General features: G+C 44.0%; 10 protein-coding genes. 2 read left to right on the top strand and 8 right to left on the bottom strand.

Features of this window, described 5'->3' with window-relative positions; genetic code table 11:
• Positions 1 to 49: 49 nt before the first annotated feature.
• The 8 genes from WG31_RS09535 to groES all read right to left on the bottom strand — a co-directional run bounded on the left by WG31_RS09535 (position 50) and on the right by groES (position 11295).
• Positions 50 to 1642, bottom strand: coding sequence for an SGNH/GDSL hydrolase family protein (locus WG31_RS09535; protein ID WP_245191494.1), 1593 nt, complete (start codon positions 1640 to 1642; stop codon positions 50 to 52).
• Between the two features lie 85 nt (positions 1643 to 1727).
• The gene (locus WG31_RS09530) at positions 1728 to 3854 is read right to left on the bottom strand and encodes a hypothetical protein (protein ID WP_245191493.1); all 2127 of its coding nucleotides are present in this window, start codon (positions 3852 to 3854) and stop codon (positions 1728 to 1730) included.
• A gap of 183 nt (positions 3855 to 4037) precedes the next feature.
• On the bottom strand, positions 4038 to 4769 hold the full coding sequence (locus tag WG31_RS09525) for a glycosyltransferase family 2 protein (RefSeq protein ID WP_063354375.1): 732 nt from the start codon (positions 4767 to 4769) through the stop codon (positions 4038 to 4040).
• A 12-nt stretch (positions 4770 to 4781) separates the two neighbouring features.
• Complete coding sequence (locus tag WG31_RS09520) at positions 4782 to 6362, bottom strand: hypothetical protein (protein ID WP_063354374.1); 1581 nt, start codon at positions 6360 to 6362, stop codon at positions 4782 to 4784.
• Between the two features lie 14 nt (positions 6363 to 6376).
• Positions 6377 to 6751, bottom strand: coding sequence for an HAD family hydrolase (locus WG31_RS09515; protein WP_006116435.1), 375 nt, complete (start codon positions 6749 to 6751; stop codon positions 6377 to 6379).
• Positions 6752 to 6894: 143 nt separating this feature from the next.
• On the bottom strand, positions 6895 to 9111 hold the full coding sequence (locus WG31_RS09510) for a hypothetical protein (protein WP_063354373.1): 2217 nt from the start codon (positions 9109 to 9111) through the stop codon (positions 6895 to 6897).
• A 194-nt stretch (positions 9112 to 9305) separates the two neighbouring features.
• Positions 9306 to 10946, bottom strand: coding sequence for a chaperonin GroEL (groL, locus tag WG31_RS09505; protein WP_006116437.1), 1641 nt, complete (start codon positions 10944 to 10946; stop codon positions 9306 to 9308).
• A 55-nt stretch (positions 10947 to 11001) separates the two neighbouring features.
• Complete coding sequence (gene groES, locus WG31_RS09500; RefSeq protein ID WP_026019247.1) at positions 11002 to 11295, bottom strand: co-chaperone GroES; 294 nt, start codon at positions 11293 to 11295, stop codon at positions 11002 to 11004.
• Between the two features lie 210 nt (positions 11296 to 11505).
• Between groES and WG31_RS09495 the strand changes: the two genes are divergently transcribed.
• Entirely contained in the window at positions 11506 to 12174 is a 669-nt protein-coding gene (locus WG31_RS09495) for a dienelactone hydrolase family protein (protein ID WP_063354372.1), read from the top strand.
• 143 nt (positions 12175 to 12317) lie between these two features.
• Positions 12318 to 12521 carry a cold-shock protein gene (locus WG31_RS09490; protein WP_003625755.1) on the top strand — a complete coding sequence of 68 codons (204 nt, stop codon included), beginning with the start codon at positions 12318 to 12320 and terminating at the stop codon, positions 12519 to 12521.
• Positions 12522 to 12537: the final 16 nt, after the last annotated feature.

Raw genomic sequence — 12537 nt, 5'->3', positions numbered from 1 at the left:
TTTATAAAAAATAAGAATTTTTTACTATTCGAAGTGAATATTTAAATTGCTATGTTGGAAAGCCATTTTCGCCCCAATTTTGCGCTCTAAATACTGGGGTAAGAATATCTCGCACGCCATAAGCATTCATATGATAATGCCCAGAACCTCCGGCTGCGTAGGTGTGTTCATACAAATCATTATCTGTGCGATCTGGCATATTTCTGACTGCATTTTCACTCACCACAGAAGCATTGGCAACGCAGAGATTAAAAATGCGCAATCTATTGTAGCCAGCCCATTCTAGGCGAGGGGTGAAGGGACTTCCAAATCTAATTATAGTTTCATCGCAAACATATTGATAACCTGTGCCTAGGGTGTTGAGATGTTCTGGTTGCCAGTTTGTATGCGAAAGAGGCACCCATATTGAAAAGACAAGGCGGCTTCCCTTAACCATAATATTAAAAAGAGCAGGGAAAGATGGAATAGGAATATTTGTTATTCGCTTTTTATCTTCATCCGGGTGTGTGCCATCACTCCAAGAATAAGCAATACAACCGCTGTCATCGTCAAAAAAGACATGCAGTTTATTAGAGTAAGGTGGATGAAATGCGCTGGAATATCCAGAACTGAGATTGAGAGAAAGGAAAGCAGGCTTTTTTTCTAATTCGAATGCAAGCGCAAAATCTGTACAATTATTGGCAGCAATATGATGTTTGTTTTCGCAGGTAGGGAAATCCCAATTATTATGCGGAGTTTCCGAAATGTAAGAGCCAAAGGATGAGAGGCCGGACCCTTCTTCGGGGTGCACACGCGTAAGAGTGAGTTCACAGGGGTCAAATCCATCACGCCGCATGCTATGCCAACGGTGAAAATCCAGATAACCAAATCCCTCTCGTTGCGCATATGTGCGCAACCACTTGATAATTCCGTCCAGACCTTCCTGATATTCTTGTGTCGCATAACCATTAATGGTGGATGCTTGGGAAGGATGATGCGTTAAGCCTAAAATAATTGATGGTGGTTTAGGGGCGCTTAAAAAGAAAGCGATTAATTCTTTCACATCAAGGGGGTTAAAGCTTCCAACGTCATTGCCGCCACTATGCAGAAGAAGCAGATCGGGCTGATAGTGTCGGACAGCTTCTTTCCAATTCATGCTTGGTGGTGGATTTATCCATTCTGGTGCTGGAGTAGCTTGTGAGTTCATATCCTTCCAAGATCGTCCCCCCGCAGCCGCATTGATAAATGTAAATCTTACATGTGGAAGTTGTTGTTGGAGTGTTTCCAGCCATGCGTAAGTAGCATTCTCTGTATGGCAAACCATATCACTTGCGGTTGCAAATATACTATCTCCCATAACCATAACGGTTGCTTGTTTTTCCCGACAAGCTTTATGGAAAGCTGTAAGATGTTCTGGTCTCACCGTAGCTGAAAACATGGATGGTGGCGCTAAATGGGTTGGATGAATACCTTTACGCCGACAGTTCTGAACCTTGGCATTTCCTTGCAAAATAAGGCAGTTTACAGAGCCCAAACCACTTCCATGCGTACTTTCAAGAATAGAAGATTCCGATGGAATTTGGAGAGTTTTTTTAGATTGTGATGATGTTTGTGAATTTTTTTCAAGTAATGAATTTAAGGATAAAGATATATTTTGGGTCATATGAATATCCATCTAGAAAAAATTCAATAAATAGTTGTTCTAGGTAGAATATTTTGATCTGCCTAGAACAACTATATAAAGTAACTTATATGTGGTCTTGGATAAGTTTTTTTATGCTTTCATTTGTCGTCTGCTCGTAATCGGCTTTTAAAGCGGCTTTCAGAACATTAAGATCAATATTCTGTCTTAGAAAGCGCATATGAATGGCGGTGGAGCTTTGCAAGAACACATTGCTTTCGTAAAAAACGGTCTGTGCAAAACGGTGCCAGAAAGGCCGATCATGATAGAGTTCCGACAATGCGGGATCCCGAATAATTTGTAGGATCAGGTCTTTGGCATCAAAAGCTCTTGCTACGGCCTGAGCGCTCCCCGCGAAGTAACGGTCTCCTACCCCTTCAATCCAGCATGCTTGTGGATCAAAGTCACATACCGCTGTAGGCGCTGATGTTTCAGCAGCAGTGGTTGTTGCCAGATTGGAAATGGAAGAATTCTCGAATAGCACATCAGGACGTATAAGTGCCATTGTGCCTATAGCCGCACCTTTTCGTTCTGTAGCTTGGTGTGTCAGATCATATAAACCCGCAATACGGTGCCACATACGCGCCTGATTTTCCACGCCCGAGCCAGCATTTTTGTAAAATGCACGGAACTCACGTCCGATATCATCCATATATTGGTTTTCTGTAGAGATATTAATGAAAATATCAGAACTATCAAAACCGCAACTTTGGGCAATTTCGTGAAGAAGTTCCAGACTTACAGTTTCATTAGAATAAGACGCTTTCTGAATGGCTTCTGCCGTGGATGGTAGAAGATTACGGAGCTCTGCCAGAGTATGGATATGATGTTCGGTTAGAATTTTCTTGATAGGTTCAGGAACCCGATGAGCAAATTCGCTTGTAGGGCTTCCATCTTCAATCTTTTTCTGCCCCGTCTGATCCCACGTGGAAATGCCGATGCTAACCGTTTTGCCTTTAGCCCGCCAATCTTGTGTATCTTTGTAGAGATATTCCATAACTTTGGAAAAGCTGCCACGTGGATCACGCATTTGGCCAAAGATACCAATAAAGAGGTGGTTTTCTCCCCCTACTTTAGGAAAAATGGCATGGCGTGGTTGCGCAAGGAATGGCACCCCCCGAATACTTTGTAGGGGCAGGCGTTTCCTGTAGCGAGAAAGAACTTCTGTTGCCCATACATTCGTGCTGAACAAGGCGCTAAAGTTAAAAGCTTTCATATCTCCTTCTACAAAATTTTTGCAGAAAGAAGATTTGAGGAATATATCAAGAATATCATTAAATTTATCTCGGTAAGAAAGGTTTTTCTGAGAAAAAATATCAAAATATTTTATAAAAAGCGGATGATAAGCAAGTTTTGTAACAATAAATTCTTCTTTTTGTAGGATAAGATCAATTTCATGCCGCTTCTCAAAGGAGACGGCCAAATGAAAGACTATGGCAGCTCTGTCAGGGTCCAAGTCCGTGATATGCGTAGCAAGAAATGCAACAGTTAAACCACCAACATCCGTGTTCGGGACGGGGGTATGCCACATAATTCTTTCGATGTGGTGTCGGAAATCGTTAGCATTTCCAGAATTGGGTCGAATAAGGCCTGCGATGAGAGCGTTAAGGGCATGAGGTTCCATATGCCATCCTGTAGAATTTGTTGCCTGCCTGTGAAGAAACTTTGTATTGATTTCCAGTAAATATTTCGTAAGCCCTTGTGTCAGACTTTCCCACAAAGGGTCAAAGGGCCACCAACTTTCACGCGGGGGGAGGGAATTATAAATTGTGCAGGCTGCGGCAGGATTATTCGTCAAGCGCAATGTTTCTGCTTGGATTATCTGGATAATGGGATCATTAAGTATTTCTGGTGGTAAACTTTTTAAAAACTGTATCTGGAAATCCAGGTCAATCTTGCGTGATAGATTAAGAAGCCCGATTTCGAGGCAAAGACGATGACTAAGGCCAAAAAAGCTTATGAGGCGATTGAGAATAATGAAAATTTCACGATAGTTTTGGTCTGACGTTAGGCGGATAAGGCCTTCAATGATTTGCTCCTGAATAGCTTTAATGGCTGCAGAGTGCTGGCTATTATCTTCAGGGCAAGTATAAGAGCATTCAATTAACCGAGAAAAAGCTTCTTGTATGTTTCCTGCGTTAACAAGATCTAGAACCTCTTGTCGATTTTTTAGAACTTCTTCGTAATCCATCATACTTGCCTTTATCATTTTCTCTGTGGGATATTACGAAAATCAATGCCGTTCCGCTAGGGCCTGTTTATGCCATAACTATAATCGGCAACATAGCAAATTATTTTCGATGGTTAATAAAATTCATCAATCAGTAGTAATATTTATTTATAATATTACTACTGATTGGAGTAAAATAGAATATTTTTAAGAAGAGATATTTTTTAGGACATCATCATATTCTTTGGGAACCCCACAAAATATGATATCATTTTTATCGACTATTTCATAATGAATAGAAGATCCGCGTTTAATAAGATGATTATAAAGTGGAGCAATATAAAGTTCAGGCATAGAAGGAACTTTTTTTTCTTCCTCTAGCGCCCATAGGAAATCAGAGGCACGTGCAAAGTAGTACAAACCATCGCAACATAGGTCAGATATTGGATTTTTTTCTGTTGTGCGAATAACTCGCGGTTCACTACTATTTTTTTCTGGACCAACATAAGACCAATTTTGTCCGGTTCCTTTAAATACTTCCAGATAGCCGTCTGAATGAGCAAACCAAGGTTCAGAAGGAAAAGAGAAATTTTTGCGGAATGTGTCAATATTGAAAATAGTGAGCGGGGTTTCTAAAGGATACTGGCTCCCTACAATGCCCAGCTCAACTGTTTCTGCTTGTCCTTTTGTGGGGGCATCAAGAATGATTGTTTCAAAGTTCTTAATGCCCATTTTTTGGCATTCTTTGGCAATAAAGTTTTTTGTATCTTCTACATCGCGTGCAATAAAAACAAATTTTTCTTGTGCAAAGTAATTTTTAAAGCTTCCAACAGCAAGAGAAAAAACAGTATTATCGCCGACAGGCAGCATATATTTAGGTAATTTATACCCAGCTTCTGTAAATCGACGGGATAGACCTGCCATAGGTATAACAATCATGGACAAAACTCCTTATATAAGCTGATAAAGACGGGCTGCATTGGCGATAAAAGCTTTTTGCCTATCTGGTCTGTCTGCATGTAGTGGCAGCATGCTGATAAACAACAAAACAGTTAAAGAATTGACTTCAGTTTTACTTATGTTGTTAGGGAGCCTGCGCAAGAAATCAGCTTGCACCCATTCATGATGCGGTCCTGATGGGAAGGAGATGCTGAAATTATAAGGAGTTTCAGCCTCAAAAAGATAATGGCCTGCAATAATCAGGTCATATAGCCCTCCGAATGAGTGCCATAGTTTGGCAAAGTCATATCGAATGTCGCCGAAAATGCTTGAGCCAGTAACAGGAATATAACCGCGCGGATCAATTGTACAAATACGGCGTGCACGGGAGTTGTAAAGAATATTACTAAGGCAGAAATCTCCATGCATAATAGATGCATTACGATCAGACGAAAGATCAATATTGCTGATCATTTCATCTGCAATTTGTTTAAGAGAGGGTAATTTTTTACCATCTAGCATCAGTGGATGATTAATATCAAACCCTGTTACTTGAGAATACTGGGCAATGCGATCATAGGTTTTGTCTGTTGCAAGGCGCTTGAGAATATCATTGCCTTTGATTCCAGGCGTAGAATGCTTTTGGCAAATGGAAAGAAATTCAAAGCATGATTCTAGAATACTTTCCCATGTAGCTTTGCCTATGCTGGAAAAAACAAACAATTCCGACAAGGTTGGCGCGTATTCGTATTCTATTGTGTAAGAGTTTTCAGACGTATCTAAAAGACGTGCTGTAAATGGTTTAATATCCGCCGGTACATTCTGGAGCCATGTGGCTTCATCATGCATTTTTTTACGGTCATCACTGGATTTGCGCACAATGCGATCATCAATGTAGAGAGAATTGAATGCGCGTTGTGTTGTGACACTGCGGCGTGAGCGGAAGTAGGTTTGCAGGTGCCCAAAATCGTACCATTTCTCAGGGTAAATGGCTTTTAAGGTATGTTCCTTTGCGTATAAGGCGATACCTTTAATAAAGCTTCCTCCGGCGCGCGTAAGCGCCCGTACAAGATGGCGAGATTTGGAAAAACAGAAGTAACCACAAATAATATGCTGGGGTTGTGGTGGGGTTGCTTCTAACTGGATTGCCTGCAAGTCTGAGACAGTATTGTCTTTTTGGATGCTAACAGAAGCCCAAGCATAATCATCACTTTCATGGTGCACTGCCAAGGCATCAACCTGTTCAAGGTCTAATCCTTCTACAAGCGTATCACCGTGGAGTAGATGCAAGGTTTCAGCTGAAGTTTCAATGTAGTTCAGTGCATAGATGATGGAATTGCCTAACGACAGATGGCTGGGAACACGCACAATAATTGCGCCCAACTCTTCTAATCGTTGCATGTCATAATGCGGAACATTAAAATCTTCAGGCAGTGTCAAATAGACAGAACCCAGTTTAGACAATGCTTTAATCTGGGTTTCGTAAAGACGTGTAACACCTATAGGTAGAAAGGAAGGGGGAATACGGCCAAATTCAATGGCCAATTCCTGGTCAACATATGCACCAGACAGGATGAGGGAAAAAGACGTCATGGATATTCCATCGGTTAATTGTCGATGTTCAGGAGTTTCCTGATTTCTTCGGAGGAATATTTCAAAAATTCATCAGGACGGATAGCTTTATCATCTACATAGAAGCCTTCAGTGCCGCACCATGGCTTGCCGACATAGATTTCATCAAAAGGGATATCATGCTTGCGCAGCCAGTCTATGATAACGGGCAACGTGTTTGCATTTATTTTACCTACATTACCGTTATAGGTACGTACATTACGAGCAGTTTGAATGACAATTTCAAAACCTGCCTGCTTGTATTCGCGTAGCTTTTCAACAACTTCAATATTAGGTTTTTTTTCAGAGTAGGACTTTGATGCATCTGTAAGCGTTAGAGTGTCATCCAAATCCATAATTAGTCTTTTCATTTTACTAATACCTCCTCAAACTCCTGTTTCACATGGTTCTTTTGTTGTTTACCGAACCCGAAAAAGATGCAACGCTTTTTAGCCTTGATCCGTGAATTTTCTCTATAAGATAAACAGACGTTATCTAATATTGAGTTTTTATTTTAAGAAACATGCGGGCTTGTAGGGGGTAATAGGCCTGCAGGTAAATAAAATACCTCAGTACCATCTTTATGGTCTTTGGGCAGGAAACCTGCTTGCGCGTACATATTTCGGAATAAGGAAATATTGGATGTGATGGGGAGGGAGATTGTAATATCGCCTTCACCAAACTGATTGCGAATAAGTTGTGCAGCCTCAGAAAGCATAAAGTTTTCAGTGCCCATTCCATGTACGCGTGCAGATAAAATGAAACGATTTATAGCATGATCATCAATAAAAATGGCCGCAGAAGGGCCGTAATCAGCAAATCTGTCTTTTACTGAGAAGATTAAGAGCATTTTTTTTGAGTCTATGGATGTAAAAGAATTTACAGTTTCCTGAGTAATATTTACATCTTCTGCCTTCGATGTAAGGGAGTTTTTAATTAAAGAAGGCAGGCTTTCTAAAAGCTTATCATCGGATGAAATAATTTTATGCGGGGAAACCTTGCATTCCATAAACTGCAACATTTTTAGTGATTGTGGTGTAAAATTGCTGGCTGGAGCCTGCATTACAGCAGAAGGTGCTGGTGGTGTTTCTAGTTTTTCTGTTTTATGGGGCAAAGTTTGTTTGAAATTTGCCTGTGTTTCTGCTGCCCAAAGCAGGATACGCCTCGTAAGATAAGGGTTTTTTCCTATGGTGCGTATGTCAGGAAAAGTTTCTGTAATAGCTGCTCTACGTATGGCGGAAGCATCAACCAAAACAATTTCTGCCGACTGTACAGAAAATTTTGAGCAGATATCAGGTATAATATTGCTTATGGGGGCAGAATTAATGGCAACGTAATCAAAATCTTCTAAAGCCAAAAATTTGGGTTCAATGATTTTATCCCATTGAGCTTGTATGTCTGCCTCATTCCCGTCTGCGTAAAGACAAACCTTTATGCCACGCCCCCGCAAATACTGGATTGCTTCCCATATACCCATTGGCCAGCCATCTTGCCTTGGCATGGGCAAAGTTTGGCCGCCAGAAGCATCCTCTGAGAGTTTTCCGCGCCATATCGTATTATCTAGACTGAAGATAACTGTTTTAACGCAGTCAGTCTGGCATAGGGTGCGCAGCCCCCATATCATCTGCCGGAAAAGGAGTGTTCCTATAGTGTTATGTTTATTGGGATAAATTGTTTGCAGATCTGGGAGAGGGCCGCCTTGTTCAAAGGGGCCAAAATCATCCCAATCCTGAAAGATGATCCCATTATGGGTGTTAAAATATATTGTATCATCTTGAATATAACGTTTACCAACAATGGAAGTGACTGCTTCTATATCCAAAATTTTTATTAAGGGATGATTATCTAATTCTGTAGAAAGTAGAATATTTAGTGTTTGAATAATGGTGGATACAGACATATCAACGCCGCGATCCCGCGAAAAAGGCCGGGGAGGGATCTGCGGAGTTAGGAAGTTTGAAACCAACAAAGGTGTGTCGGATAAAGCGGCATAATCCAGAACATGCTGAATAAAGTTTTTAAGTGTCTCTTGAGCATTCGTTAGAATATTCTGTGCAAAATTTGGCGTATTAAAACGCGCACCCCAAATAATATCATCACCTAAAATAGAGCGCAAAGAAGGCTGGAGATATACAAAATCATAATCTTCTAACGGAATAGGTAAGGCTGTAGGCAGCGGAGATACAAATTCATAGGGTATAAAATCAAACCGAATATCTAGATATTGTTGTGTGAGTTGTTCATGGCATAAAGCACCGATACTGGAACCTATAATCAGCACTTTTTTCACTTTTGTAGGAACAATTTCTAGATTGCTGGGGAATATAAATTCAGAATCCTCTAATTCTGTAGATTCCATGCTTTGTGTGGGAAGAGCAGAATCCGTAGTTTTTTCGGGGAGGAGAGGCTTAGATGAAGGTGCTTGCTCTTCTAAAATGGCGCAAAGGTCGTGCTTTGGGGTTTCGAGAAAAATAACTAATCTTCCATCATCCCGATATTCCATGCCAGTTGACTGCCATGCAAGATCTCCATCGTTTGCAAGGATAAGGAGCTGATGGTTTTCAATCCTCCATAACCATGCGTTGGAGCTGTCGGGTTCTTTTATACGTCCTGAAGGGCTTAGAAAAAGTTGCTGGATCTGCGTGGACTCTGATCGGAAATTCCAAACTTTTTCTGTGAGCGCTGGAGATAATGAAAAAGGTAACCCACGAAAAGTTTTTGTTTCCAGCATTTTTGCCTGCACCTGACGAATGGGGTACTAAAAGTAGTTGCCCGTGAAAATCTTTACGCAGTTTTATAGCATCCAATACTTTTTATCAAAACACTGGGTTTAATTATAGCCGTATGCAAATAAAAACGGGTGAAGGGATATAATCCCTCCACCCGTCAGGCAGTTTAAAAGACTTCTTAGTTATAATGTAAGACTTAGAAGTCCATACCGCCCATGCCACCCATGTCAGGGCCGCCAGCCGGAGCGGCTTTCTTTTCCGGGCGTTCTGCAACCATGGCTTCCGTGGTGATCAGCAGGCCAGCAACAGATGCTGCATCCTGCAGAGCCGTGCGGACAACCTTGGCCGGGTCAATAATACCGGCTTCAACCAGGTTCTTGTATTCGCCAGCCTGAGCGTCGAACCCGAAGTTGTAGTCGTTATTTTCCAGCACCTTGTTTGCGATCACAGCGCCGTCTTCACCAGCGTTGTGAGCGATCTGGCGCAGAGGAGCCTGCAGTGCGCGGCGGATGATGTCACCACCAACGCGCTGGTCATCATTGTGGTAGTGCAGACCTTCCAGCTTCAGCGTAGCGCGGGCCAGAGCCGTGCCACCACCAGGAACAATGCCTTCTTCCACAGCAGCGCGGGTTGCGTGCAGGGCATCGTCAACGCGGTCTTTGCGTTCTTTCACTTCCACTTCGGTGGAACCACCAACGCGGATCACGGCAACACCGCCAGCCAGTTTGGCCAGACGTTCCTGCAGCTTTTCACGATCGTAGTCGGAAGACGTTTCTTCGATCTGCGCACGAATCTGCTTAACACGGCCCTTAATGTCATCGGCTTTGCCAGCGCCATCAACAATGGTGGTGTTTTCTTTGTCGATGTGCACTTTCTTGGCGGTGCCAAGCATGTTCAGGGTAACGGTTTCCAGCTTGATGCCCAGATCTTCGCTGATGACCTGACCACCCGTAAGGATAGCAATGTCTTCCAGCATAGCCTTGCGGCGATCACCAAAGCCCGGAGCCTTAACAGCAGCAATTTTCAGGCCACCGCGCAGCTTGTTAACAACCAGAGTTGCCAGAGCTTCACCGTCAACGTCTTCTGCAATAATCAGCAGCGGACGGCCGGACTGAACAACGGATTCCAGCAGCGGCAGCATGGGCTGCAGGGAAGACAGCTTCTTTTCATGGATCAGGATGTAGGGGTTTTCCAGATCCGCTGTCATCTTTTCCGGGTTCGTCACGAAGTACGGAGAGATGTAGCCGCGGTCAAACTGCATGCCTTCAACAACATCCAGTTCTGTCTGGAAGTGCTTGGCTTCTTCAACCGTGATCACGCCTTCGGAGCCAACTTTCTGCATGGCTTCGGAGATCATCTGACCGATTTCAGATTCACCGTTTGCAGAAATCGTACCAACCTGAGCGGTTTCCGCCGGGGTGGTAACTTTCTTGGCGTTCTTCTTCAGCTCTTCGATAACAACGGCAACAGCCTTGTCGATCCCGCGCTTCAGATCCATTGGGTTCATGCCAGCGGCAACAGCCTTGTGGCCTTCACGCACGATAGCCTGAGCCAGAACCGTAGCCGTTGTGGTGCCGTCACCCGCAATGTCATTGGTTTTAGATGCAACTTCACGCAGCATCTGAGCGCCCATGTTTTCGAACTTGTCAGCCAGTTCGATTTCCTTGGCAACGGAAACACCGTCCTTGGTGATGCGGGGAGCGCCGAAGCTCTTGTCCAGCACCACGTTACGGCCTTTGGGGCCCAGCGTTACCTTTACAGCGTCAGCCAGAATATCCACACCGCGCAGCATACGCTGGCGTGCGTCTGCACCAAACTTTACGTCTTTGGCAGCCATTGAATTTCTCCTGTGAAGATCGTTCTGAAATTAAATAATGTGGATCAGCGCAAAATCAGGCGGTTACCACGCCCATGATGTCGCTTTCCTTCATGATCAGCAGCTCTTCGCCATCGATCTTCACTTCTGTGCCGGACCATTTGCCAAACAGGACACGGTCACCAGCCTTAACATCAAGCGCCACAATCTGGCCCTGTTCATTCCGGGCACCCGGACCAACTGCAACCACTTCGCCTTCCATAGGCTTTTCCTGCGCTGTGTCAGGAATAATGATTCCGCCAGCGGTCTTCTGTTCGCCTTCAAGGCGACGGACAACTACCCGGTCGTGTAAGGGACGAAACTTCGTCATTATGGATCGCTCCACATTCATTTTTGGGATGGTGCCCTTAACAGAAAGCAGCCCCATCCACTTTGTCGCGCGTAACATAACGCCGCGTTACGTTAGCACTCCCACCCCGGGAGTGCCAGAAAAGGAGATAGGTCTGGCCAAAGGCAGAGTCAAGGAATGTGGATAAAGTTTCTTTTTGCTGTAACGTAAGAGCAGATAGGAGGTGCTCGCATGGGTCATATCACTACACTTCAGGCTGCGGATGGACATGAATTTTCCGCGTGGGAAACCGAAGGTAGCCATCATCCTTACACACTCGTGGTGCTTCAGGAAATTTTTGGGGTGAACCACCATATCCGGCAGGTTTGCGAAAACTTTGCCAAGGCCGGATTCCACGTTATTGCGCCAGCTTTGTTTGACCGCGTGCAACGTGGGGTAGAGCTGGATTATTCCACAGCAAGCGTGGAAAAAGGTAAGGCGCTGCGGGCGCAAATTCCGCTTGCTAAAACACTGTTGGATATTCAGGCAGCCGCCTCAGTGTTCAAGCCGCGTAAGGTGGGCATTATCGGCTATTGCTGGGGTGGTACATTGGCGTGGGAAGCTGCATGTAGAACGGATGACTTTGCAGCCGCTGTTGGCTGGTATGGGGCAGGTATTGCCGCCAGCCGGAATGAGACTCCGCGTTGCCCCGTAGAGCTGCATTTCGGTGAACAGGATACAAGTATTCCGCATACTGATATTGCAGCCATTCGACAGGCGCGCCCGGAAGTTGAACTTTACGTGTACGACGATGCAGGGCACGGCTTTGGTTGCCCAGAAAGAAGCTCTTTTAATGCCAAAGCTTATCAGGAAGCGCAGGAACGCAGCATTAATTTCCTGAAAAGCAATATGAATCCGTAGTGTTATTTTCCTGTCCTCGTCATGGCCTATTATCGAATTATGATTGACAATTGTGGCTGGTCATGGGGGGATGGGGTATATCCTGAACCGCACACGGTGTGCAGCAGGACAAAACGTTGAGAAGAACAAGGACTATCCCGCTCATGCCGACCGGTACAGTAAAATGGTTTAACGCCACCAAGGGTTATGGCTTTATTGCCCCAGATGATGGCGGTAAAGATGTGTTCGTACATATTACCGCAGTGCAGGCAGCGGGTTTGCGTGGCCTGAATGACGGACAGAAAGTTTCTTTCGATCTGGTTGAAGAACGCGGCAAGCAGGCTGCAACCAATCTGAAAGTAGATTGATTTTTCAGGTAGGGCC

The sequence above is a fragment of the Acetobacter oryzifermentans genome, assembly GCF_001628715.1.
In the GTDB taxonomy this organism is placed as follows: domain Bacteria; phylum Pseudomonadota; class Alphaproteobacteria; order Acetobacterales; family Acetobacteraceae; genus Acetobacter; species Acetobacter oryzifermentans.
The sequence above is the reverse complement of the archived record's forward strand: the minus strand, read 5'-3'. Positions and strand labels throughout refer to the sequence as shown.